21 protein-coding genes are annotated in these 23,568 nt (G+C 64.7%); 9 read left to right on the forward strand and 12 right to left on the reverse strand.

Annotated elements, in window-relative coordinates; translation table 11 throughout:
• Positions 1 to 6: 6 nt before the first annotated feature.
• From AB0C34_RS08085 to AB0C34_RS08110, 6 genes are read right to left on the reverse strand one after another with little or no spacing between them, the layout of a single operon-like run.
• Positions 7 to 1,116 carry an MlaD family protein gene (locus AB0C34_RS08085; RefSeq protein WP_357068801.1) on the reverse strand — a complete coding sequence of 370 codons (1,110 nt, stop codon included), beginning with the start codon at positions 1,114 to 1,116 and terminating at the stop codon, positions 7 to 9.
• A complete protein-coding gene (locus AB0C34_RS08090; protein ID WP_357070052.1) occupies positions 1,113 to 2,111 on the reverse strand; it encodes an MCE family protein in 999 nt (332 codons plus the stop codon). Before AB0C34_RS08090 ends, AB0C34_RS08085 begins: the two co-directional genes overlap by 4 nt.
• Positions 2,111 to 3,154 (reverse strand): MCE family protein, encoded by a 1,044-nt coding sequence (locus AB0C34_RS08095; RefSeq protein ID WP_357068803.1) that lies wholly within the window; start codon positions 3,152 to 3,154, stop codon positions 2,111 to 2,113. The genes AB0C34_RS08090 and AB0C34_RS08095 overlap by 1 nt, the downstream gene beginning before the upstream one ends.
• The gene (locus AB0C34_RS08100) at positions 3,151 to 4,590 is read right to left on the reverse strand and encodes an MCE family protein (protein WP_357068805.1); all 1,440 of its coding nucleotides are present in this window, start codon (positions 4,588 to 4,590) and stop codon (positions 3,151 to 3,153) included. The genes AB0C34_RS08095 and AB0C34_RS08100 overlap by 4 nt, the downstream gene beginning before the upstream one ends.
• Before the next feature lie 40 nt (positions 4,591 to 4,630).
• Positions 4,631 to 5,494, reverse strand: a complete 864-nt coding sequence (locus AB0C34_RS08105) for an ABC transporter permease (RefSeq protein WP_357068807.1) — start codon at positions 5,492 to 5,494, stop codon at positions 4,631 to 4,633.
• Positions 5,495 to 5,498: 4 nt separating this feature from the next.
• Positions 5,499 to 6,353, reverse strand: coding sequence for an ABC transporter permease (locus AB0C34_RS08110; protein WP_357068809.1), 855 nt, complete (start codon positions 6,351 to 6,353; stop codon positions 5,499 to 5,501).
• A gap of 525 nt (positions 6,354 to 6,878) precedes the next feature.
• Here AB0C34_RS08110 and AB0C34_RS08115 point away from each other — a divergent pair.
• On the forward strand, positions 6,879 to 7,553 hold the full coding sequence (locus AB0C34_RS08115) for a serine protease (protein ID WP_357068811.1): 675 nt from the start codon (positions 6,879 to 6,881) through the stop codon (positions 7,551 to 7,553).
• A gap of 57 nt (positions 7,554 to 7,610) precedes the next feature.
• On the opposite strand, the gene AB0C34_RS08120 is transcribed toward AB0C34_RS08115, so the two are convergent.
• Together AB0C34_RS08120 and AB0C34_RS08125 are read right to left on the reverse strand one after the other, a co-directional pair.
• On the reverse strand, positions 7,611 to 9,071 hold the full coding sequence (locus tag AB0C34_RS08120; RefSeq protein WP_357068813.1) for an MFS transporter: 1,461 nt from the start codon (positions 9,069 to 9,071) through the stop codon (positions 7,611 to 7,613).
• Between the two features lie 31 nt (positions 9,072 to 9,102).
• The gene (locus AB0C34_RS08125) at positions 9,103 to 9,819 is read right to left on the reverse strand and encodes a hypothetical protein (protein WP_357068815.1); all 717 of its coding nucleotides are present in this window, start codon (positions 9,817 to 9,819) and stop codon (positions 9,103 to 9,105) included.
• 531 nt (positions 9,820 to 10,350) lie between these two features.
• Here AB0C34_RS08125 and AB0C34_RS08130 point away from each other — a divergent pair.
• From AB0C34_RS08130 to ugpC, 7 genes are all read left to right on the forward strand, one after another.
• Positions 10,351 to 11,640 carry a serine hydrolase domain-containing protein gene (locus AB0C34_RS08130; protein WP_357070053.1) on the forward strand — a complete coding sequence of 430 codons (1,290 nt, stop codon included), beginning with the start codon at positions 10,351 to 10,353 and terminating at the stop codon, positions 11,638 to 11,640.
• Between the two features lie 81 nt (positions 11,641 to 11,721).
• Positions 11,722 to 13,071 (forward strand): cytochrome P450, encoded by a 1,350-nt coding sequence (locus tag AB0C34_RS08135; RefSeq protein ID WP_357068817.1) that lies wholly within the window; start codon positions 11,722 to 11,724, stop codon positions 13,069 to 13,071.
• A gap of 295 nt (positions 13,072 to 13,366) precedes the next feature.
• Positions 13,367 to 14,275: a L,D-transpeptidase gene (locus AB0C34_RS08140; RefSeq protein ID WP_357068819.1), complete on the forward strand. Its 909-nt coding sequence runs from the start codon at positions 13,367 to 13,369 to the stop codon at positions 14,273 to 14,275.
• A 285-nt stretch (positions 14,276 to 14,560) separates the two neighbouring features.
• A complete protein-coding gene (locus tag AB0C34_RS08145) occupies positions 14,561 to 15,490 on the forward strand; it encodes a sugar ABC transporter permease (protein WP_357068821.1) in 930 nt (309 codons plus the stop codon).
• Between the two features lie 71 nt (positions 15,491 to 15,561).
• Positions 15,562 to 16,353 (forward strand): carbohydrate ABC transporter permease, encoded by a 792-nt coding sequence (locus AB0C34_RS08150; RefSeq protein WP_357070055.1) that lies wholly within the window; start codon positions 15,562 to 15,564, stop codon positions 16,351 to 16,353.
• 19 nt (positions 16,354 to 16,372) lie between these two features.
• Positions 16,373 to 17,701: an ABC transporter substrate-binding protein gene (locus tag AB0C34_RS08155; protein WP_357068823.1), complete on the forward strand. Its 1,329-nt coding sequence runs from the start codon at positions 16,373 to 16,375 to the stop codon at positions 17,699 to 17,701.
• 69 nt (positions 17,702 to 17,770) lie between these two features.
• Positions 17,771 to 18,850 (forward strand): sn-glycerol-3-phosphate ABC transporter ATP-binding protein UgpC, encoded by a 1,080-nt coding sequence (ugpC, locus tag AB0C34_RS08160; protein WP_357068824.1) that lies wholly within the window; start codon positions 17,771 to 17,773, stop codon positions 18,848 to 18,850.
• A 45-nt stretch (positions 18,851 to 18,895) separates the two neighbouring features.
• On the opposite strand, the gene AB0C34_RS08165 is transcribed toward ugpC, so the two are convergent.
• The 3 genes from AB0C34_RS08165 to AB0C34_RS08175 form a co-directional block, all read right to left on the reverse strand.
• A complete protein-coding gene (locus AB0C34_RS08165) occupies positions 18,896 to 20,914 on the reverse strand; it encodes a M13 family metallopeptidase (RefSeq protein ID WP_357068827.1) in 2,019 nt (672 codons plus the stop codon).
• A 77-nt stretch (positions 20,915 to 20,991) separates the two neighbouring features.
• Positions 20,992 to 21,372, reverse strand: coding sequence for a DUF397 domain-containing protein (locus tag AB0C34_RS08170; RefSeq protein WP_357068829.1), 381 nt, complete (start codon positions 21,370 to 21,372; stop codon positions 20,992 to 20,994).
• 10 nt (positions 21,373 to 21,382) lie between these two features.
• Positions 21,383 to 22,234 carry a helix-turn-helix transcriptional regulator gene (locus tag AB0C34_RS08175; RefSeq protein ID WP_357068831.1) on the reverse strand — a complete coding sequence of 284 codons (852 nt, stop codon included), beginning with the start codon at positions 22,232 to 22,234 and terminating at the stop codon, positions 21,383 to 21,385.
• A 133-nt stretch (positions 22,235 to 22,367) separates the two neighbouring features.
• On the opposite strand from AB0C34_RS08175, the gene AB0C34_RS08180 reads away from it, so the two are divergent.
• On the forward strand, positions 22,368 to 22,955 hold the full coding sequence (locus tag AB0C34_RS08180; RefSeq protein ID WP_357068833.1) for a hypothetical protein: 588 nt from the start codon (positions 22,368 to 22,370) through the stop codon (positions 22,953 to 22,955).
• On the opposite strand, the gene AB0C34_RS08185 is transcribed toward AB0C34_RS08180, so the two are convergent.
• Positions 22,924 to 23,493, reverse strand: a complete 570-nt coding sequence (locus AB0C34_RS08185; protein ID WP_357068835.1) for a DUF4190 domain-containing protein — start codon at positions 23,491 to 23,493, stop codon at positions 22,924 to 22,926. The two genes, AB0C34_RS08180 and AB0C34_RS08185, sit on opposite strands and share 32 nt — an antisense overlap.
• Positions 23,494 to 23,568 lie beyond the last annotated feature (75 nt).

Genomic DNA, 23,568 nt, shown 5'->3' on the forward strand with positions numbered 1-23,568 from the left:
GGGCCGTCATTTCGTCAGTCCGAGCAGCGCCGCGGTGAGCCCGTAATCGGGGCCGAAGTCCTGCATATTTCCGCTTCGGCAGCCATCGGCCTTCATTTGGATCCGTTCGCAGAACAGGCTGACGATCTCACCGTTGAGCGCCGTGCCGATCACCGCGTGCAACCGGACGTACTGATGCTCGCGGTTCATGATGCCGTCGATGTTCTGCATCACCATCGGCGCCACGTCGACGACTTCGATGAGTCCGTCGGCGTTGTCGCGCAACTGTTGGGTGACGTTGGTCAGGCCGGTCATGGCGCCCGACAACTGATCTTGATACTGCGACAAGGTGGTGCTCGTGTTGACCAGGAAGGCGTTGAGCTGATCCAGGGTCGCCTGCAGGCCAGGCGATTGTTCGGCGAGCAGCCCGGTCATCTGGGTGACCCGCTTGCTGAAATCTCGCACCGACTGGTCGTTTTCGGCCAGCATGGTAGTGAGTTCGTTCAACTTGATGATGATGTTGGCGACCGCGTCCTTGTTGTCCACGCCGACCTTCAATGCGCCGGACAGCGCGTTCAGAGTGTCGCGCATCTTCGCGCCGTTACCGTTCAACATCGGGTACAGCACCCGGCCGGACAGCGGGCCGATGCCTTCCTGGCCCGGCTCCGGTTTCAGCGCGGCGGCGAACTGATCGATCGTCTTGATCATCGTGTCCAGTTCGACCGGCGTCTTGGTTCGAGCCTTGGGCAGATGAGCGCCATCGGACAGGGTGTCACCACCGGTGTAGACGGGGGTGAGTTCGATGTGCCGGTCGGTCACGATGGACGGCGAAATGATCACGGCTAGTGCGTCTTTCGGGATCTTCACGCCCGATTCGATGGACATGTGCACCTCGATGAAGGTGCCTTTCGGCACGATCTTGCCGACCCTGCCGACATCGAGCCCGAGCACCGTGATCGGGTTGCCCTCGTAGATACCCGCGATGTTCTCGAAGTCCGCGGTGATCTGGATCGTGGTGCCCAGGGCATTGTTCACCGAACTCGGCAGCAGTGAGCAACTGCCGACTGTCAGGGCGGCGGCGCTGATCATCACCGTCTTCGCGACGGTCTTCAGCGGCGAGGCCGTGCGGAATCTCATCCCTGGCACCCTTCGATGACTTGGGCGAAGCACAACCAGTTGTCCGGGAACAGCCAGGGCAGGCCGACGTCGCCGTACGGACCGCTGCTACCCCAGGAGTTCGCCATGTAGCGCAGGGACGGTGGCATGAGCGACAGCATTCGATCCAGGTTGTCCTTATTCTTCTGCAGGCCCTCGGCCATGGTGTTCAACTGCTGGATAGTCGGGCCGAGCTGGTCGTTGTTCTGCGCGCCGATCTGCTGCAACTGCTTGGATAGCGCCGCGATGTTGTCCAACAGCTGACGCAGCAGGCCCTGGCGCTCCATCACCCGGTTCGCGATGGCCTCACCCTGGGTGATGACCAGCAGCACACTGTTTCGGTTGTCGCCCAGAATCTGGGTGACCCGATCGAGATCCTTCAGCAGGCTGTCTACCTCGCCTTTGCGCGTGTCGATCACCTTGGCCAGCGCGCCGACGCTGTCGAGCGCCTGTGCCGCGAGCGCGGGCGAGTCGCCGATCTGCTGATTGATCAGGCTCAGCGATTCCGACAGTTTCTTGGTGTCGAGCGCCTCGAACTTCGGCGTACCGATCTGCACCACGTCGGCTAGGTTGTAGGGAACCGCGGTGTGGGACAATCGGATTCGCCCGTCCTTCACCCCAGAACCGTCACCCGGATCGAGGTCGACGTAGCGTGCGCCGAGCAGCGTCGCCATCTTGATCGAAGCACGTGCGTCCGGGCCGAACTGCACGTCGTTGTTCACGTTCAGCGTGAGCAGCACGTGGTCGCCCTCGAGCTTCGCACCGGCCACCCGACCGGAGGCGACGCCCGCGACATTCACCCGGTCTCCGACCCTGATCCCGGCGGCCTGGACGAACTCCGCCTCGACCGACTGCTCGCCGATCCCAGCGAACTTGACGACGCTGGAGGCCACCAGTAGCACCACGATGAGGGTGCCACCAAGCATGCCCAACCAGAAATACCGGTTGCTGTCGAACCTGGACCTGAGTTTCGTCATCATGGGCGGCACACCGCCGAGTGTGATGTGCCACCGATCTGCGAGAACAAACCGCGGGGGAACAGGACGCCGTAGAGCGAGACGTCCAAGCCACAAAGGTAGGCGTTGGCGTAAGCGCCCTCGGAGGTGAACCTGCCCGCGGCCGACAGCACATTCGGCAGGTCGATCGCGGCTTGGTCGAGTTTGGCCCCGTTGTCCAGCAGCAGGGTCAGCGCCGCGCTGGTGGAGTTCTGCGCGGTCTGCAACTTCGGCTGGATCCGGCCCATCATGTCGACCAGGGACGTGGTCGCGTTCGCGATCTGCTCGGTCGAGGCCTGCAAGGACTGGCCCTGCTCGTACAGCCCGCCGATCAAGGCCCGGGTCTGGGTCACCAGGGTCTCCAATTCATCACCTCGTTTGGCCAACCCCGACATCACACCGGACAGGTTGGAGATCACATCGGACAGAATCGCGTCCCTGCGCTGGAAGTCGGTGGCCAGTTGTGCGGCCTGAACGATGAACGCGCTCAGAGAGACACCGTCACCCTGCAAGGCCTGGATGAAGGTCTCCGACAGTCGGTTGACCTGCTCGGGCTGCAACACCTGGAACAGCGGCTGGAATCCGTTGAGCAGACCCGACACGTCGAACGACGGCTCGGTCCGTTCGATCGGGATCGAGCCCTTGTTCTTCAGCGGCGCCGAGGTCGACGCCTTGCCGGGAGCCAGCGCCACGTAGCGCTGACCGATCAGATTCTGGTAACGGACAAGCGCTTTGGTGTCGTCGAAGATCGTCTGATCGCGCTGCACCACGAAGGTCACTCGTGCGACGGACTTCTTCAGGCTGGTGTCGCGGGCCAGCTCGATCTTCTCGACCTTTCCCACCCGCACACCGGCCATGCGTACGTCGTCGCCCTGGTGCAGACCGAGCACGTCGGAGAACGTCGCGGTGTAGGTGTTGGTGTCACCGTCGACTATGCGCGCCAGAGTGTTCCAGACGAGCACCGTCACCAAGATCGATACCACGGCGAAGATGCTGAATCCGATCAACGGCTTCCGAATGCTCATCGGCGGGCACCATTGTCGGACACCTGCATGGTTCCGCCCTTCAGAATCGAGCTCAGCAGCAGGTATTCGGCGGTGGTCGGCTGGCGGCCGAGCATCGCGACGATCGCGGCGTCACCCTGATAGGAGATCGGTCGCGCCGCCGGTGCGCCCTGAGGGTCCGCGGCCGGAGCGGCCGGCGGCAACAGGCCCGGCGCCAGCATCGGGAACAGACCTTCCAGCGGAGTACCCGCGAACGGAGCGAGCACGCCGCCGGTCGGAGCGGCCGCGGTGGCCCGCTCCGGATCCGGAGTGGTGACACCCGGGATCAGCGGCAGCCCTGGCATCGGCACCACCGGCGGCAGTCCGGCGGCCGAAGCGAGTGCGCGCGGCTTCAACTGCTCCGGCATCTCGCCGACATCGGCGACGGCAGGGGCGGTGTAGCAGCTCGGGCCCGCCAGTTCGCCGTAGCGCGGGCAGTCGGCCACGGTGTAAGGCCGATACGGGGTGAGTGTGACGCCCGCATCCCAGACCTGCTGCTTCTGCGGGCCCCAGGTGAACGTGGTGTCCATCCTGCGCACGGTCTCACTCAGGTTCAGCAGGGACCTCGTGATCGCGTCCGGGTCCGCCGCGAGTGCGCCGAACGTGTCGCTGGTACCCACGGTGACCGCCTTCCCGACATTCGGGTTGCGGGCGAACAGTTCGTTCACCGTGTCCACGGTGCCGCTGGTCCCGGTGATCAGCGCGACCAGTTCGCCACGACGATCGGCGATGGTGCGCGCGGTCTGGACCGAGCTGCCCAGCACGTCGACCAGTTCGGGCGCGGACTGGTTGAGCGCGTGGAACGAAGTCGAGAAATCGTTCAGTAGCACGCCGAGATCGGGAATGGATTCATCGACCGTCAGCAGCCAGCGGTCGAGCCGCTCGACCGTGGAGCCCGGCATCCGGCCACTGCCGTCCAGCGCCTGCGACAGCGTGCCGAGCACCCGACCGAACTGCACCGGGTCGATCTGGTCGAGGATATTGCGCACCGTGGTGAGCGTGTCCTGCAGCGCGATGGTGCCCTGGCTGCGGTCCTCGTCGATGGTGGAGCCCTCGTGCAGGTACTGGTCGGCGGGGCCATTGAAGACCAGCTCGACAGAGGTGACCGCGAACAAGTTGCTCGGCACCACACGGGCGGTCACGGTGGCCGGTATGTCGCCGGCGAATTCCGGCTTCATCTCCATCCGGACCTTCTGTAGCTCGCCCTTGGCCGCGATGTCGACATTCTTCACCGCACCCACGAGCACACCGCGGAATTTGACGTCGGCCTGCTCGGGCAGTCCGTCACCGGTGGTGGTCAGGTTTGCGGTCACATTGACCTTGTCCTGAAAGTAGCCCTGGTAGCGAAGCATCAAAAAGGTCAGCACCAGTGCGAAGACGACCAGACCGCACACTCCTGCGAGGAGAAGCTGCCGCATGGTGGGTCCGCGCCCACTGGGATCGATGATCATCTGGTGATTACCCCGAGATCCGGATGCCGGGGTTGACGCCCCAGATCGCCAATGTCATAAACAGGTTCGCGAAGACGACCGCGATGATGCTCATCTTGATCGCCCGGCCGGCGGCAACGCCGACACCCTCCGGACCGCCGGAGGCGAAGAAACCGTAATAGCACTGGATGAACGTGGTGATCGCAACGAAAAGGATCGCCTTGATCAGCGAATAGATCACGTCGGCCGGAATCAGGAACTGATAGAAGTAGTGCTGGTAGATGCCACTCGCGGTGTTACCGATCAGCCGCACAGTCAAGGCACAAGATATGTAGGCCATGGTGAGGCCCAGGCAGTAGAGCGGGATGATCGCCACCATCGCCGCGAACATCCTGGTGCTGATCAAATAGGGCAGCGGCCGGATGGCGATGGACTCGAGCGCGTCGATCTCCTCGGAGATGCGCATGGCGCCCAACTGCGCGGTGAATCGGCAGCCTGCCTGCGCGGCGAATGCCAGCGTCGCCAACAACGGGCCGAGTTCGCGGGTTGTGGCGAATGCCGAGATGGCGCCGGTGATCGGACTGAGCCCGAGGAGGTTCAGCGAGTTGTACCCCTGGATGCCGACCGTCATACCACCGAAGGCACTCAGGATGACGACGACGCCGATGGTGCCGCCACCGACGACCAGATTGCCGTTGCCCCACGTCACGTCGGAGAGCAGACGCCACACTTCCTTGGGATAGTGCTTGAGCGCCAACGGAATCGAGCTGATCGAGCGCAACAGGAAGAACACCTGGTGGCCGAGGCGGGCGAGCAGATCGACCGGCGCTCGAGCGGATTTCCGGATCGCATGGAAGGGCCGCAGCAGCGGAGGTACGTAGGTTGAGGACACCTGCTCAAACCACCTGTGACGGAAATAGTGCGTTGTACACCTGGGTGATGATGAGATTCACCCCGAACAGCATGATGGCCGAGCTCACCACCGCGGAATTCACCGAGTTCGCGACGCCGCCCGGGCCGCCCCTGGTGTTCAAGCCGGTATCACAGGCGATGATTGCCGCCAGCAGACCGAAAATCAGTGATTTGACCAGCGCCACAAGAAGATCAGCCGTCACGGCGAACGACGAGAAGGTGCCGACATACGAGCCCGGCGTCCCGTCCTGCGCGAAGATATTGAAGATATAGCCGGTCAGGAAACCGACGAAGACGACGAAACCGCACAGCAGCACGCTGACAAGCATCGCGGCGCCGAGCCGCGGCGCGACCAACCTGCGCAGCGGGTCGACGCCCATCACCTTCATGGCATCGATTTCCTCGCGGATGGTGCGGGAACCGAGGTCGGCACAGACCGCGGACCCGACCGCGCCTGCGATCATCAGCGAGGTGACCAGCGGAGCACCCTGCTGGATGATGCCAAGGCCGTTGGCTGCACCGATGAACGAGGTCGCGCCGACCTGGCCGGCGACGGAGCCGACCTGGATAGAGACGATCACGCCGATCGGAACGGCGACCAGCAGGGTAGGCGCCGCGGCGACACTCGCCATGAACGCGCACTGCCGGACGAATTCGGCATACGGAAACCGCCCGCGAAAGATCGAAACAAACAGTTCGGCGACGGCAGCGATGCCCATGGTGATCTGACGACCGAAGGTCTCCAGTGATCGCTTCGGATGGTCTGTCCAGTACGCCTTCGTCCACTCGACCGCATCACTGACCCGTGATCCCGCAGGTGGACTTTTGGTCGACTGCACCAGCTAACCCCTCTCGACGCCGGTTGCATACCCCGACGACTCGTTTGCTTGACGCACCTTACTACGGAGTAGTGCCGAACACAGCACTACCTTGTGATTGCAGTCATAGATCTCGATCACTGTCCACGAAAGGCATCGACAAGGGACACTGAGATTGGGATAGGCCCCAAAGCCACGGATCAAACTTCTGGAGCAAGTTACAGCTCACCTGCGCGAATCCATCCCTATCACCGGCCGACACATAGAATTACTCAGGACAATTTTCATTTAAATTCGCATTTGATCCTGGATCTCGACGAGTTCGGCACCTCAACCTCGAACGACAAACTCGAACGCGACTTTCGCAATTCCAATAGCCGCCCGCTATTGTTTGCTATAAGGTACATAAGGTCTCATTTGTATTAAATAGGGGTTGAAGTAGGTCACACCGGGACAACCCGGAGTAGATGACGCGCCCGGGCCTGTTTACTGACACGATGGGTGCGACAGATTGATATCGTGCGGACTTCCGACGTCTGGAGGGACATGTTCAGCAAATTCGCCAAGGTGGCCAACGCCGCCTTCGCCGTCGCCCTTGGCGCGGCGCTGCTCGGCACGGGCGCAGGGGCAGCACACGCCCAACCGGGCCCGCCGGTCGTGGGCGGTGGATCCGGGATCATCATCGACAACCAATTCGAGTGCACCGTTACCACCGTCGGCCATGACAACGCAGGGCGTCTGGTCGGTCTGACCGCTGGACACTGTGGCGATCCGGGTGCGAAAGTCTTCGCCGAATCCGATCGCGGCGCCGGCATGATCGGCAAATTCGTCTACTCCAACCACGACCTGGACTACGCCATCATCCAGTTCGAGCCGGACAAGATCGTCCCGGTGAACCGGATCGGCAATGTGACCATCACCGGAATCGGCGCGCCCGCCAGCTTCCCGCAGATCGTCTGCAAGGAAGGGCGCACCACCGGCAACACCTGTGGCCTGGCCTGGGGCGATGTGTTCGGGACGAACGTCGAAACCTGGAGCCAGATGTGTGTGGTTGAGGGCGACTCCGGCGCGCCGGTGGTCGTCGGCACCACATTGGTCGGCATGGTGAACGCCTACCTGGCCATCGCCTGCTTCGGCCCGGAGGTCGGCACCAACATGACCGCCATCATGGCCGACATCAACGGGCGCGGCAGCGTCGGCGCGGGATACGTTCCCATCTGATCGACGCCGGAACACAGTCGATGAGCGGCCCGCACGGACACCGATCCGGCGGGCCGCTCATTTTTCGTCGTGGGCTTCGTGGGCCGGTGCTACCGCAGGACCTGCCACCGCGCACTGCAACAGACAGTCGACGTTGTCCAATGTGGGTGCGTGCCGCACGGGCCGCAGCAACACGGCGGCGAGCACCGCGCCCGTCACCAGCAAGCCGATGCAAATCGACATCGCGGTGACGAACCCGTCGCCGAACGCGGCCGAATTGCCCAACCCATCAGAGACACCGGCGAGTCCGGGCAGTGCCGCGACGGCGAGCAGTTGCGCGGTGCGGGCGACGGCATTGTTCACGCCGGAAGCGATGCCGGCCTCGCTGGAAGGCACCGCACCGAGCACGGCCCCGGTCAGCGGGGCAACGAGCACCGAGAGCCCCAGCCCGAAGACGAGCACGCCGGGCAGGACGTCGGTCAGGTAGACCGTCTCGGGGTCGATGCGCAGCAACAGCAGCAAGCCGACCGCAGCCAGTAGTGGACCCGCGGTCATCGGAATGTGCGGACCGTGCACCTGCGCCCAGCGTCCGGCGGGTGCCGAGAGCACCAGCATGATCAGGGTGACCGGCACGGTCGCGACACCCGACATCAACGGCGAATAGCCCGCGACCAGCTGCAATTGCAACACCAGAAAGAAGAACACGCCGCCGAGCGCCGCGTAGACCGCGAAGGTCACAAGGTTGGCCGCGGTGAACACCCGCGAGCCGAACAGTGATGGCGGCACCAGCGGGTGGGCGCTGCGCATCTCGATCACGACGAACACGGCGAGCAAGAGAATGCCCGACACGACGAGCAGTGGCATGGTGTCGATCAAGCCGAAGGTCAACGCACCCAGAGCCAGGGCGACCACGCAGGCACCCGGCACGTCGAGCCTGGTCGCGGCATTCGGATCACGACTCTCTGGCACATGCTTCAGCGCGACGAGCACGACGACCACGGTCAGCGGCACATTGAGGAAGAAAATAGACCGCCAGCCCGCCACCTCGATCAGCCAGCCGCCGAGGAACGGCCCGAGCGCGCCCGCCAAACCGCCGAACCCCGACCATAAGCCGATCGCCGCGCCCTGGTCACGCTGATCAAGCGACGAGGAGATCAGCGCGAGGCTGCCCGGCGTGAGCATCGCGCCCGCCACGCCTTGCAGAATGCGGGCGGCTACCAGCATCTCGATGCTGGTAGCGGCGCCGCACAGCACCGAGGCGAGCGCGAAAGCGATGATGCCCCAGACGAAGACCTTGCGCCTGCCGAGACGATCGCCGAGCGAGCCGCCGAGCAGGATGAACGACGCGAGGGTCAGCGTGTAACCGTTGAGGGTCCATTGCAGCCCAGCGACACCGGTGTGCAGTGATTCCCCGATCCGCGGCAGCGCAATATTGACAACCGTCGCGTCGAGCGAAGCCACCGACGAGCCGAGAATCGTGGCGAGCACAATCCAGCGCCCGGTGGCCGATCGCAGTCGGGGCAGCTCGATGTCGCTCACAACACCAACCTAGCGCCGGGCCGAGGCCTGCTCAGAGCTCCTGGACGCAGACGACGAAACGGCGCTTGTCGTAGACATACCCGGTGCCGCTGCCGCAGACGCTGACGTCGTCGGCGTTCTGCTGGATCTTGACCACCTTCACGCCCTTGGCGGGAGCCGAGCCGGTGCAGTCGACGCGCTTGGGATCCTCGCCGCCGACGTCCATACACCCGCCGACGACCCAATCGATGTCCAGGCACAGCGCGCCCTGTTCGATCCCGTTGATGGTCTCGGCGTAGTAGTTGTCGGTGTCACTGATGCACTGCGAACTCTTGGACTTCTTCTCGACCACCTTGTAGTTGGCTACCCGGCTGCCGCACGACGCTTTATCGATGGTGGCGTCAGTAGTGGTGCCGCCGAGGGTCACACAGTCACCGACGTTGGCTTCGAAATCGGTTTTGCCACCGTCCTTGCTGGTCGGCGCTGGCTTGCTGGTGCTCGGGGCCGGCTTGCCCGAGGATGGCTTCGGCGTGCTGGTGACCGAGACGGCGTCGATCGTCCCGTTGTTCACGGCAGGCTGGGCGGTGCCACTGATGGTCGAGCTGCACCCCACCACCGCCAGCCCGGACGCGACGGCAAGTCCGGCGAACGCGAGACGACCCCAGGTCAGTTGACGAGACACGTACAGTCCTCCCGAGCTGTAACGCTCCGAACTCACACCCCGTAAGAATCCGAAGTTGGCATGGCTGTGCTTGAAATACCACGCCATGAATACACTATGGACGGAGCGCACGTCGAGCTGAAAGCGCGAGCGGGACCGTCGGTCACCGATCCAGGCGTGATGGAATTCCGGTGCGAGAGGACCTCCTCGGGAAGCTGATCAGCGCATTGCTTGCTCGACCGCCGCGACCCAGACCTCTTTAGTTCTTTCGGTCATGACATCCGCCACCAACGTGCGCTGCGACGCCCGCTCGGCGCCACCGCCGCCAGCGACGACGCGCTCGAAACCGCGGGCAGGTTTCCGGTAGAGATCGGTTCGGCCCCGCACGCCGTCGCGCTGAACGCCCTATCGGGCGCCCCCGAGGCGTCGGTCCCGCCTCCGCTCGACAGGTCGCGGGCCGGAGCGCAGACCGCCGAGTCGCGGGGTCTACCAGGGCGCGGCAACGTTCGCGTGGAATGCCCGATCCAGCGCTGTGTGCCTCGTCGCGCCCTCGGATCGTCGGCAGATGGCGTAAATCCGGTTACGCTGGTGGACCGGCCCGACGATCGGCGGTCAGGAGGTGACCCCATGGTTTCGGCAATGGCGGCGGGCGAGTTCGAACCTGCCCATCCTGCGGACAAGAAACCGATCACACCACGCGAGATGCTGGTCGACCCGCGATTCATCCGGCTGGCCGATCAGTTCTTCGGCATGTTCACCCAATCCGAGCGTGGTGGCGGCGCGCTGGCGGTCTATCTCGACGGCAGACCCGTGGTCGATATGTGGGCGGGTTGGGCGGACACGGATCGCCGCTGGAACAGCGAGACCGTCGCACTCACCTTCTCCACCGGCAAGGGTGTGGCGTCGACCGTAGTGCACCGGCTTGCCGAACGCGGACTGATCGGCTACGACACGCCAGTCGCCGAGTACTGGCCGGAATTCGCCGCGCATGGCAAGGACGACATCACGGTACGCGACGTGCTCTCGCATCGAGCTGGCCTGCATCGGGTGCGCGGCCTGGTTCCCGGTCGCGAAGGCATCCTGCACTACGACGCCGTGGTCCGCGCGTTGGCCGAGAGTCCGCCGGATCCGCGCCGCATCCGCACCTCCGGCTACCACGCGATCACTTTCGGCTGGCTGGTCGCCGAAATCGTGCAGCGTGTGACCGGCACCTCGTTCATCGAGGTGGTGCGCGCCGAGATCGCCGAGCCGCTCGGCCTCGACGAATTCTGGTTCCGGGTACCGGAATCGGAGCGGTACCGAATCGCGAAGATATTTCGGCCGCTGAGTCCGCCGGGGATCCGCTGGAACACTGCCTCGTCGGTGCTGTCCTGGGTGCGGCCAATCCGTGGGCTGGCCGAGGCGGGCATGCCGGAAAGCTTCGACGAACTCGTTCGCGACCCGCGCGTGCACGATGCGGTGATGCCGGGATGGAACGGCGTGTTCTCGGCACGCGCGCTGGCGCGAATGTACGGCGCGCTGGCCAACGGCGGCGTGGTCGACACCGACCAGCCTAACGTCGTACGCGGAATCGGCGCCGCCGGGCCGGACCACGGTGTGCGCTTGCTGCGGCCGGAGACGATCGAGACGATCGGGCAGGTCCAACCGGCGCCGAGCCGGGATTACGTGCTCGGTGTGCCGATCCGCTTCACCCTCGGCTATCACCGGCCGGTGCTGATGACCAAGCAACAGCCGCGAACGGCGTTCGGCCACTACGGCATCGGCGGGTCCGGCGCTTACGCTGATCCAGAGCTCGGCATGTCGATCGCATTCGTGACCAACCGACTCGGCAACGCGGTCACCGCGCTCGGGGACGCCAGGCTCGCCCGACTGGCGGCGACGGCACAGGCCACGGTACGCAGGCAGAAGTTCGGTCAGGGCGAACGGTAACGGCGCAGTCGTCGGGCCGACCGGCAATTCGAACCCCACGGGTTGCTCGTTCGTATCTTTCGGCATGGACGTGTGTACGGCATGAGCGAAGACAGCGCCGCGCCGCGCGTGCCGCGACTCACCGCACTGCACGCGCTGGCCGCAGGCATGGATTTCGATCGGTACTTTCGGTGGCGCAGGGCGCGCGACGGCGATCCGTTCTACGTTCGTTTTCCCGGGCTCGGCGCGGCACTGTTCACCGGAACGGCCGAGGGGGCGCGCGAAATATTCCGCGCGCCAATCGAATTCCTGGAGCCACCGCGCCCCAATCCGATCGAACCGCTGGTCGGCGCCGCGTCGCCGATCCTGACCTCGGGACTGCGGCACCGACAGGACCGGGCGCTGCTCGGACACGCGTTCCACGGCCCGCGGATTCGCCGGTACGGCGAGATCATCCGGGAGTCCACGCTGCGTGAGATGTCCGGAGGCGGTGGCTTGGTGTGGCAGCGGGGCGCGCGGATCGATTCGCGGGCGGCCGCGCGAGCGATCACGCTGCGGGTGATCCTGGCGGCGGTGTTCGGGGTGGACAGCCACGAGCAGCAAGCGAACTACACCCGTGCCGTCGCGGACTTCCTCACCGCGTTCTCCGGGCCGTTGCTGCTGGTCCCCGCACTGCGGCGCGGACTGCTCGGGCACGCGCCGTGGGACCGGTTCGTCGTCGCACGCGACCGGCTGGACCGCCTGATTCGTGCCGACATCGCGCGTCGACGGCCGGCCGTCGACGCCCGCCGCCCAGATGTTCTCGGCATGCTGCTGTCCACCCGGTACGACGACGGCGGCGCGGTCACCGACGACGACCTGTGTGAGCAGTTGCGTACCCTGCTGGTCGCCGGCCACGAGACCACCGCCACCACCCTGGTGTGGGCGCTGTTCCGGCTGCACCGCGCACCCGAGGCCCTGCGGCGGTTGCGCGCGGAGTTGCGCGAGGCCGGGCCGAACGCGAGCCCGATCGAGCTGGCCGGACTGCCCTACCTCGATGCTGTGACCCAGGAGACGCTGCGCCTGCATCCCCCGGTGCCGATCGTCCTGCGCAGGCTGACCGGACCGTGCACGCTGCGCGGTGTGGCGCTGGCGCCGGGAAACATCATGGGGATTGCGTTGCCCTTGCTGCACTCCGACCCAGAGGTGTGGGACGACGCGGAGCGTTTCGACCCGGACCGGTTCGTCGAGCGCAGGTATCGGCCTTTCGAGTTCGCTCCGTTCGGGGGCGGTCACCGGCGCTGCGTCGGCGCGTCGCTCGCGGACTACGAACTGCGGATCGCGCTGGCCACCATTCTCGGCCGGGTGCGCCTTCGCCTCACGCAGCGATATCGGCGCAGTCGCCCGCCGATATCGGTGCCACACAACATAGCGACCGGTCCGCAGCGCTCGATTCCGTTCATTGTGGAGTGATTTACCTCACCAACACGTTTGAGGTGAATCACCCTCCAGTGACCGGCCGAACAAAGGCGAACGCCGAACTCACCCGCGTGACCCGGATATTGGCCGAATTGATAACCATTCGAGACGACTGTGACGGTCACCACATATTGCATTACTTATGCATGACTCAGAATCGCCACTGGCTTCGAGCCATATCGGGCCGGTAGGAATGGATGCCAGGGGTCGGGCCGTCAATACCCGTGGGGCGCACATCTGGCTCCGCGCCAAATGAGAGATCTCGTTACGCGCGCGTGCGAGAGATGGAATGGACGAGAAACCTATGCATGCCGCTTTTCACACCAGGTCGCTGCCTGCTCGCCGCCGGGGACGCGACCTGACCCGCCGGATGCGCGAAGGCGCCCTGTTGTCTGCCGCGATCGCGGCGGCGGGCGTCCTGCTCATCACGCCCGCGCACGCCGAGACCATCGCGGGCATCGACACCGGCTCGGCCTCGTCGGCCACCGATCCCGGGGCGAATTTCGCCCCGCCGTCGATCAACATCGCCGACGGTGATGTCGTCGGCGTCGCGCAGCCGATCATCATCAGCTTCAAGGAGCCGGTGGCGGATCGCACCACTGCCGAGCAGGCCATCCAGATCACCGCGTCGAAGCCCGCGCCCGGCCACTTCTACTGGCGGGGAGACCAGCAGGTGCGCTGGCGGCCGGATGCGTTCTGGCCGGACAACACCGACGTTCAGGTGCAGGCCGGTGGCACCACCAGTGCGTTCCGGATCGGCGACGCGTTCGTCACCACGGCCGACGACAACACCCACACCATCACCATCACCCGCAACGGCGAGGTGGTGAAAGAGATGCCGACCTCAATGGGCAAGGTGAAGCATGAGACCCCGAACGGCACCTACATCGTGGGCGAACAACTGCGCAAGATGACCATGGATTCGTCCACCTACGGCGTGCCCGTCACCGATCCCGAGGGTTACAAACTCGAGGTCGAGTACGCGACCCGGATCTCCAACAGCGGCATCTTCGTGCACGCCGCTCCCTGGTCGGTCGCCCAGCAGGGCGTGTCCAACTCCAGCCACGGCTGCCTGAACGTCAGCACGGAAGACGCCAAGTGGTTCTTCGAGAACGCGCACCGCGGCGACCCGGTGCTCGTCGAGAACACCCAGGGCGGCACGCTCAGCACCGGTGACGGCCTCGGCGACTGGAACTAGCATCCCGATCGTCTTCCGCGCGTTCCGGCTGTCATAGCTAGACGCCTGGCATTCCGGGGCGCAACGCCCGGTCGGTTTGCTGGCGTATTCGGCGAGGCACCCGGTTCCGCTCGCGTCCGGTTGTTCGTCAGCGCCCCAGCAGGCGCTGACGAACAAAACGATCAATTAGTACGAAGTCGACCGTCGAAGCCCGCGTTTTGCTTCACTTGGCCGGTGCTCGATAAGTTCAGCGTACCGACGGGCAACATTAACCGACTGTTTGCTCCCGTCCGTAAAGTACGCACTGTGCGAAGCAGGCCGGAGCGAGTCCTACCCCTACCGCTCGGGCGCGGTATGCGTCACCGGCCGTGGCAGGACTACGCGCTGTTCTTGGTGCTGGTGGTGCCGAATCTCGCACTGCTCGCGCTTTTCGTGTACCGGCCGCTGATCGACAACATCCGGCTATCGTTGTTCGATTGGAACATCTCCGATCCGGTCGCCACATTCATCGGGTTCGACAACTACCGGGAATGGTGGGGACGCGCGGACTCCTGGGACATCGTCACCAATACCGTGCTGTTCACCATGGCCGCGGTGGTCGGCAGCATGGTGCTCGGGCTGGCACTCGCCCTGCTCCTGGACCGCAAGCTGTTCGGCCGCAACGTGGTCCGCTCGGCGATCTTCGCGCCGTTCGTCATCTCCGGCGCCGCCATCGGCGTCGCCTTCCAATTCATCTTCGATCCGAGCTTCGGCTTGATCCAGGACATCCTGCACCGGATGGGCATGCACGACGTGCCGGACTTCTATCAGAACCCGCGCTGGGCGCTGTTCATGGTGACAGTGACCTATATCTGGAAGAACCTCGGCTATAGCTTCGTCATTTATCTCGCGGCGCTGCAAGGAGTTCGGGCCGAGTTGATGGAAGCCGCCGAGATCGACGGCGCGAGCCGCTGGACCACCTTCACCAAAGTGTTGCTGCCGCAACTGCGCCCGACCACGTTCTTCCTGTCCATCACGGTGTTGCTGAATTCGTTGCAAGTATTCGACATCATCAACGTGATGACCCGCGGCGGCCCGCTCGGCACCGGCACCACGACGATGGTCTACCAGGTCTACGAGGAATCCTTCCGCAACTTCCGCGCTGGATACGGCGCGACCGTGGCCACCATCATGTTCCTGGTCCTGCTGGTCGTCACGCTGGTACAGGTTCGCATCATGGATCGAGGCGAGCAGTGAAACACCCGAGCGTATCGACACTGTCCTACCGGCGTCGCCAGCGCACCGTCACGCTGCTCGGCTACGCCGCGATGGTGTGCGTGCTGGTTATCGTCGGCGTCCCGCTGTTCTGGATCATCATCACCTCGTTCAAGGCCCGTCCGGATATCTACGTGCAGCCCGCGGTGTACTGGCCGCACAGTTGGCACCCGGAGAACTACGGGGAAGCCACCACGACCCTGCCGTTCTGGACGTTCCTGCGCAACTCACTGATCGTCACCGGGATCGTCTCCGCGGTGAAGTTCGTGCTCGGCGTGTTCAGTGCCTATGGCCTGGTATTTGTGCGATTTCCCGGAAAGACGGTGGTCTTCCTGGTCATCATCGCCGCACTGATGGTGCCCAACCAGATCACCGTGATCTCCAATTACGCGCTGATCGCCCAGCTCGGCTGGCGAAACACCTTCCAAGGCATCATCGTCCCGCTCTGCGGGGTCGCGTTCGGCACCTTCTTGATGCGCAACCACTTCCTCTCGCTGCCCTCCGAAGTGATCGAGGCGGCACGGATGGACGGCGCGAACTGGTGGCGACTGCTCACCAGAGTGGTGCTGCCGATGTCCGGGCCGACGATGGTGGCGTTCGCGGTGGTCACGCTCGTGAACGAATGGAACGAATACCTCTGGCCGTTCCTCATGGCCGACGACACGACGGTCGCCACGCTGCCCGTCGGTCTGACCTTGCTGCAGAACACCGAGAACCCGAGTGTCACGAACTGGGGGCCGGTGATGGCGGGCACGTTGCTGACGATGCTGCCGATTCTGCTCGTCTTCCTCGTACTGCAACGCCACATGATCAAGGGCCTCACCTCGGGTGCGGTCAAGGGTTAACCAAAACAGGAGATTCCACGTGTCCACTTCACAGTTCCCCGCGCTGACCCGACGCGGATTCATCGGGCTGGCCGGCGCTGTCGCCGCAGGCGCCGCGCTGACCGCGTGCGCGGGCACCGGCGGTGGCTCCCAGAAATCCGGCGACGGCAAGACCTTGACCTTCTGGTCCAACCACCCGGGCAGCTCGAAAGAGCTCGAGACCGAGCTGATCAACCGGTTCCAGGCCAAGTACCCCGACCTGACGGTGAATCTGGTCGACGCGGGCAAGAACTACGAGGAGGTGTCGCAGAAGTTCAACGCGGCGCTTTCCGGCGGCGATCTCCCGGATATCGTTGTGCTGTCGGATGTCTGGTGGTTCAACTACGCACTGAACGGCACGATCGAACCGCTGGACAGCCACTTCGCCGACGCCGGGGTACGGCTGGACGATTACGTCGACTCGCTGGCTACCGACTACCAGTTCAACGGCAAGCACTACGCGCTGCCCTACGCCCGTTCGACGCCGCTGTTCTACTACAACAAGGACGTATGGAACCAGGCTGGTCTGCCCGACCGCGGCCCGGAGAGCTGGCAGGAATTCGACGAATGGGGCCCGAAACTGCAAGAGGTCGTCGGCGAGGGCAAGTTGGCACACGGCTGGGGTGACGCGAAGAATTACCTCGCCTGGACCTTCCAGGGTCCGAACTGGACCTTCGGCGGCGCTTACTCGGACAAGTGGACCTTGCGGTTCGACGATCCCGGCACCCTGGCGGCGGGAACGTTCCTGCGCACCATGATCAACACCAAGCGGTATGCGGGCATCAAACCGCAGATCGCGGTCGATTTCGGGACCGGCGTGATCGCCTCCACCATCGCCTCGACCGGTGACCTGAAGGGCATCCAGAAGAACGCGGAAGGCAAACTCGCCTTCGGCACCGCCGTCCTTCCGCACCCGAACGGACCCGGCGTCACCACCGGTGGAGCGGGTCTCGCCATCCCGGCGCGTATCTCCGACGAGCGCAAGGTGAACGCGCTCAAGTTCATCGAGTTCATCACCAACTCGCAGAACACCGCGTTCTTCGCGCAGGGCACCGGGTACATGCCGGTGCGCAAGTCGGCCGTGAACGACCCGAGCGAGCAGGACTTCCTCGCGAAGAACCCGAACGCGAAGGTCGCCATCGAGCAGCTGCCGCTGACCAAGTCGCAGGACTACGCTCGGGTGTTCGTGCCCGGCGGTGACCAGATCATCGGCACCGGTTTGGAGCAGATCGGCCTGCAGAACGCCGACGTGGCAACCACATTCGCCACCGTCACCAGTCAGCTGCAAACCATCATCGACCGACAGATCACCCCGAAGCTGCCCAAGTAGTACCCGTCGTCCTCCGGTGGCGTGCCGCGCCGCCGGAGGGTCGCCGACCGACGCGAGGAGACCGTCAGCATGGCCACCGTGCACTTCGAGGGTGTGACCCATCGCTATCCCGGCGCGCTGACGCCCGCCGTCGACCAGCTCGAACTCGATATCGCCGATGGTGAGTTCATCGTGCTCGTCGGCCCGTCGGGCTGCGGCAAGTCGACCAGTCTGCGCATGCTCGCCGGACTGGAATCCATTGCGGACGGCCGCATCCTGATCGGCGGCACGGATGTCACCGGTCTACCGCCCCGGGCGCGGGACGTGGCGATGGTGTTCCAGAGTTACGCGTTGTATCCGAATATGACCGTCGCGCAGAACATGGGCTTCGCGTTGCGCAATGCCGGCGTGAGCAAAGCCGACACTCTCGTCCGAGTACGAGAAGCCGCGCAGATGCTGGAACTGGAGCCGCTGCTGGACCGAAAGCCGGCGAAGTTGTCCGGTGGCCAGCGCCAGCGCGTCGCCATGGGGCGCGCCATCGTTCGGCGTCCGCAGGTGTTCTGTATGGACGAGCCGCTGTCCAATCTGGACGCGAAACTGCGGGTGAGCACCCGATCCCAGATCGCCGCGCTACAGAAGCGTCTCGGCACAACCACGGTGTATGTCACCCATGACCAGGTCGAGGCGATGACCATGGGCGATCGGGTCGCCGTGCTGCGCGACGGCAAGTTGCAGCAGATCGCCGCGCCCCGCGAACTCTACGACAATCCAGTGAATACTTTCGTGGCCGGATTCATCGGTTCGCCCGGCATGAACCTGCTGGAGGCGCCGGTGCGCGACGGCGCGGCAGAACTGGGCGATCTGCGGATCCCCTTGCCGCGCAGCGCGACACGCGACCGGGTGATCGTCGGCATCCGACCGGAGTCGTGGGAAGTCACGACCGACACCGACAACAGTCTGGCCGTGGACGCGGAGTTGCTCGAGGAACTCGGCGCGGAGTCCTTCGTCTACAGCCATGGTGTCACCGCGCAGTGGAACAGTCGCTCCGGAAAGGTGGTCGCGCGCGTCGACCGTCGCTTCCAGGTGCGGCTGGGCGACCGACTTCGCCTGCGGCCCAGAGTCGACGACGTCTTCTTCTTCGACGCCGACACCGAAGACCGCCTCCGCTGATCGCTCCGGGCGGCCCCACCGTGGGGCCGCCCGTGCACAGTCGGGCTACCAGATCTTCACGCGCTCGTCGGGCGCCAAGTACAGGCCATCGCCGGGTTTGACGTCGAAAGCCTCGTGGAAACTGTCGATATTGCGTACCACCGCGTTGCAGCGGAACTCAGGCGGAGAGTGCGGGTCGACGGCGAGACGGCGGATGGCCTCCTCCGTCCTGGCTTTGGTACGCCACACCTGCGCCCAGCCATAGAACACCCGTTGCAAACCGGTGAGGCCATCGATTTCCTGCGCCTCGCGGCCGCCCAGCGAGATCTTGTACGCCTCCAACGCAATGGACAGACCACCGAGGTCACCGATGTTCTCACCGATAGTGAACTCGCCGTTCACGGTGTGCTCGTCAGGGAGGGACTCGGGTGAGAGCACGTTGTATTGATCGATCAACGCCTTCGTTCGCTTGCCGAATTCGGCGCGGTCCTCGTCGGTCCACCAGTCGATCATGTTGCCGTCGCCATCGTACTTGGCGCCTTGGTCGTCGAAGCCGTGGCCGATCTCGTGCCCGATCACCGCGCCGATACCGCCGTAGTTGGCAGCGTCGTCAGCGTGCAGGTCGAAGAATGGTGGCTTGAGGATGGCGGCGGGGAACACGATCTCGTTCATGCCAGGGTTGTAGTAGGCGTTCACCGTCTGCGGGGTCATGAACCACTCGTCGCGGTCGACCGGGCCCCCCAGCTTGTTCAGATCCCGATCGTGCTCGGCGGCATAGCCGCTGCGGTAATTGCCGACCAGATCGACCGGGTCGATCACGACGGCCGAGTAATCGCGCCACTTGTCCGGGTAGCCGATCTTCGGGGTGAACTTTTCCAGTTTGGCCAGCGCGGACGCCTTGGTCCCCCGCCCCATCCAGTCCAGTTCGGCGATATTGCGACGGTAGGCCTCCTGGAGGTTGGCCACCAGTTCGACCATCCGCGCCTTGGCCTCGGGCGGGAAATGCTCGGCGACATAGAGTTTGCCGACCGCCTCGCCGAGCAGGTCCTGGACCAGCGAGACACCGCGCTTCCAGCGCTCCCGGTTCTGCTCGGCGCCGGTCAGGGTTCGGCCGTAGAAGTCGAAGTTCTCCTCGACCAACGCGTCGGTCAGATACGGCGCGCGCGACCGGAGCACCCGCCAGGCCGCCCACGCCTGCCAGTCGGCAAGCGACTCGGCGGCCCACACCGTGGCGAAAGTACGCAGGTAGTCCGGCTGCCCCACGACTACTTCCGCGAACAGCTCGGGTCCGGAACGATCCACGCCCGCGGTCAGCGCGTAAGCCCATGCGACCCAGTCGAATTCGGGATTCTCCTCGGTCAGTGTCTGGAACGTGGTCAGGTTGTAGCGCAGTTCGGCGTCGCGGCGGCGCACCACGTCCCAGTGTCCGGCGGCCAGCTTCCGCTCCAGGTCGAACACCCGTTGCCCCACGGTGTCGAGATCCGTGGGCAGCAGCGCGGCGATGTGCGGGTCGGCGGCGGCAAGGCCGAACACCCGGCCGATATGCGCGATGTACTTGGTACGTATCTCGGCGAACTCGTCCTGCCGGTAATAGGACTCGTCGGGAAGGCCGATACCGGACTGGGTGGCATGTGCCAGGTAGCGGTTGGAATTCTTGTCGTCGGTGTCGATATAGACGACGACGGCTCCGCCGACGCCGGTGCGCTGCAATCGGCCGATCAGCGCGGCGAAGGCCCCCTTGTCGGCAACCTCGTGAATGGCCGCGAGCTCGGCGGAAATCGGTGTGAGACCCGCGGCGGCGACCGTGTCGGCGTCCATGAAGCTGGAGTACAAATCGCCGATCTTGCGGGCGTCGCTGCCCGGCTCGGCGGCGCCGGCCGCGGCATTCTGGATGATCGCCTGGACGTCCAACTCGGCCTGGTCGTACAGTGCGCGGAATGCGCCATCCACCGCCCGGTCGGCCGGTATTTCGTACTCGGCCAGCCACATGCCGTTGACGTGCGCGAACAAGTCGTCCTGCACCCGCACGCCCTGATCGAGATTGGACAGATCGATACCGGAAGGACTGATCAGCTCGGAAGTCACAGTCTCCAGTATGCCGATGCGGCCCACAACGGCCCCCGACTACACGGCCGGGGGCGGTGAATTGCGGAATTGCGGAATCAGGCGGGTAGGACGAGGCGGTCGAATTCGCCGTCGTGTGCGCCGAGCAGGAAGGCGTCCCACTCCTCGGGGGTATAGGTGAGGGTGGTTTCGCCGTGGCGGAGTGTGATGCGACCGTCCGCGGCGGTGTGTGCGCTCAGTTCGCCTGCCGGTCGCCCGCGGGTGTGCAGTAACTCGAGGAACGCGGCCCATTCGGTCGCTGTGACGGTGATGATGGGCTCGTCGGCGGTGCGGTGTGCCGGATTACGGCGGTATTTGCTGTCACGAACGAGCACCGCATCACCATCGAACCTGACCTCGACACATTGGTTGCCATTGTTCGATCGGGTCGATGTGAACCAGCCGGTGGAAGCCGGCCGGGGGCTTGCGGTGGTGGCCATGGCCAAAATTTTACACGCGCGCATGCCGTCTGATCAGGGCAGATGACTCCGCACGCGACAAAGATTGCTCCACCGCGCGGACGTACGCGAAGCTCAGATCGCGTACCAGATCCGGATCGTCGACCGCGCCGCCGAACACCGCGCTCTCCGCCCAGCCGAAGGTCGGCAACTGTTCGCCTGCGAAGTCGATGAGATGGAAGCTGGACCCGCCGAGCACCGCACCGGCGGTGGCGGCGAACGGGATCACCCGCACCTCCACGGTGTCGAGTTCATCGAGCAGGTCGGCCAGATAGTTCAGCTGCCCACGCAGCACATCCGGCCCGCCGGTCTGCTGAAGCAACGTGCCCTCACCGAACACTGCGGTCAGCTCGACCGCCTCGGCACCGCGCAGCCGCTCCTGCCGACGCATCCGAATGGCCACCAACTGCTCCACCTGGACCGGACGAATCATCACGTCGGCGCTGATCAGCGCGCGGGCGTAGTCCTCGGTCTGTAGCAGGCCCGGGACGACGAGGCTGTCGTAACTGCGGATGCTCTGCGCGCCGTACTCCATCCCGTAGAGCCGCTGTAATTCCGGTCCGATCAGCGCCGACGACTTCGCCCACCAGCCACGCTGCTTGCTCGCTTCCAACAGGGCGAGCAATTCCGCGCGCTCATCGGACGCTACCTCGAGCAACTCGAGCACCGGTCCGATCGTGGTGGTGGTGAGCACGCGCCGACCCTTCTCCACGTGCGACCAGTTGGCCGCGGTGAAGCCGACCCGCTTGGCGAATCCCGCAGAGTCGAAGCCACGCTGTTCGCGCAGCTCACGAAGCCGAAGCACCAGTTCCCAGCGGGCAACGGTAGGCGAGACGGGTGCCATGCCTGGCGATGCTACGCCCCTCCCGAATCACTCGGTGTGACTATTGTCAACCACAGTACGTCGGACTATGGTCGATCCCAGCGGTCGATTCCCCTACACACGATCCACCCGCATCGAGGCGAGGTTGTTCGTCATGAGTCCATCCCGCACCGAATTAGGCAGTGTTCCAGCCGACAGCGTTCCAGCCGACAGCGTTCCAGCCGGCGACGTTCCAGCACCCGACAACGTTCCAGCACCCTCGGATTTCACGGCGATTCAGGATGCGTTCGCTCGCTGCCGCCGCTACCGCAAGGAGCACGGACTGTACAGCGTTGTGGACCCGGCGCTCGGGCGAATCATGCTGGAGATCGGCTCGGTGGGCGCCGTCGTGATGCCTGCCGACTTCGGCGAGAAAGTGCGCGACCGGTTGATCTCTGGATCCGAACAGCGACCGGGGCCGATCATCGCGCATCCACGCTCGAACCGCTGGACCTTCCTGACCGGCCCCACCGACAACTCCTATCTGGATACGGCACTGTTCAGCAACCTGTTTCGGGTCTGCGCGTCGATCGCGCTGCCAGGCAGCCATATCGTGTTGCCCTCGCCGACCGACGAGCACGGCGGTTATCGAACCTGGGTCGCGGCGCCCGAGGGCGACTTCCGCCGCGACCTCGCCGAGGTGCTGACCGCCACCCGCGCGTGCGCCTCGGTCAACGGGGTGTTGGCGCGGGCGGCGGAGTGAGCGTGACGCTGTACTTGTCCTGCAGCTTCTGGTTCCACTCCCGCTCACACCGATCGATCTTGGCCTGATCGCCGCCTGCCTTGTTCACACAGTCGATGAAATCCTTGCCGCCGGAGTCGACGAAGAAGTTATAGCCCACGATCGTTATCAGGATCGCCCCGATGATGCTCAATACGCCGAGTACCAGACCGGTGATCGCGATACCGGTGCCGCCCGCTGTGCCTGAGCGGGCTTTGACCAGCGCGACCACACCGAAGATGAGGGCGAAGATGCCGAACAGGTAGCCGCCGATGATGGTCCAGAAACTCAACAGGCCGAGGATGCCGAGCACGAGCGCCGTGATCGCCAAACCCTTCCCCTTGGGCGACTCCTGCCAATAGGCAGGTTGGCCCGGGTACTGCCCTGGTGAGTACTGTCCCGGCGGCGGGTACTGGCCGGGCGGCGGCGGGTACTGGCCGGGCGGCGGCGGGTACTGGCCGGGCGGCGGCGGGTATTGACCCGGCGGGGGATATTCGCCGGGCGGGGGATATTCGGACATTGACGTCCTCTCCGTAAGTGCCTCGCGATACTCGGTCCGGTCCAGGTGGCCCGGCAGGTGCGCGGAGGTCGCCTA

Origin of the sequence: Nocardia sp. NPDC049220, from assembly GCF_040647855.1 — a bacterium.
Classification (GTDB): domain Bacteria; phylum Actinomycetota; class Actinomycetes; order Mycobacteriales; family Mycobacteriaceae; genus Nocardia.

Coding starts and splice junctions, on each gene's coding strand:
- AB0C34_RS08150 (WP_357070055.1), top strand. CDS start 15,562: ATGGTGTGCGTGCTGGTTATCGTCGGCGTCCCGCTGTTCTGGATCATC.
- AB0C34_RS08125 (WP_357068815.1), bottom strand. CDS start 9,819: ATGGCGTGGTATTTCAAGCACAGCCATGCCAACTTCGGATTCTTACGG.
- AB0C34_RS08185 (WP_357068835.1), bottom strand. CDS start 23,493: ATGTCCGAATATCCCCCGCCCGGCGAATATCCCCCGCCGGGTCAATAC.
- ugpC (WP_357068824.1), top strand. CDS start 17,771: ATGGCCACCGTGCACTTCGAGGGTGTGACCCATCGCTATCCCGGCGCG.
- AB0C34_RS08090 (WP_357070052.1), bottom strand. CDS start 2,111: ATGACGAAACTCAGGTCCAGGTTCGACAGCAACCGGTATTTCTGGTTG.
- AB0C34_RS08100 (WP_357068805.1), bottom strand. CDS start 4,590: ATGCGGCAGCTTCTCCTCGCAGGAGTGTGCGGTCTGGTCGTCTTCGCA.
- AB0C34_RS08175 (WP_357068831.1), bottom strand. CDS start 22,234: ATGGCACCCGTCTCGCCTACCGTTGCCCGCTGGGAACTGGTGCTTCGG.
- AB0C34_RS08140 (WP_357068819.1), top strand. CDS start 13,367: ATGGACGAGAAACCTATGCATGCCGCTTTTCACACCAGGTCGCTGCCT.
- AB0C34_RS08135 (WP_357068817.1), top strand. CDS start 11,722: ATGAGCGAAGACAGCGCCGCGCCGCGCGTGCCGCGACTCACCGCACTG.
- AB0C34_RS08180 (WP_357068833.1), top strand. CDS start 22,368: ATGAGTCCATCCCGCACCGAATTAGGCAGTGTTCCAGCCGACAGCGTT.
- AB0C34_RS08130 (WP_357070053.1), top strand. CDS start 10,351: ATGGCGGCGGGCGAGTTCGAACCTGCCCATCCTGCGGACAAGAAACCG.
- AB0C34_RS08115 (WP_357068811.1), top strand. CDS start 6,879: ATGTTCAGCAAATTCGCCAAGGTGGCCAACGCCGCCTTCGCCGTCGCC.
- AB0C34_RS08095 (WP_357068803.1), bottom strand. CDS start 3,154: ATGAGCATTCGGAAGCCGTTGATCGGATTCAGCATCTTCGCCGTGGTA.
- AB0C34_RS08170 (WP_357068829.1), bottom strand. CDS start 21,372: ATGGCCACCACCGCAAGCCCCCGGCCGGCTTCCACCGGCTGGTTCACA.
- AB0C34_RS08085 (WP_357068801.1), bottom strand. CDS start 1,116: ATGAGATTCCGCACGGCCTCGCCGCTGAAGACCGTCGCGAAGACGGTG.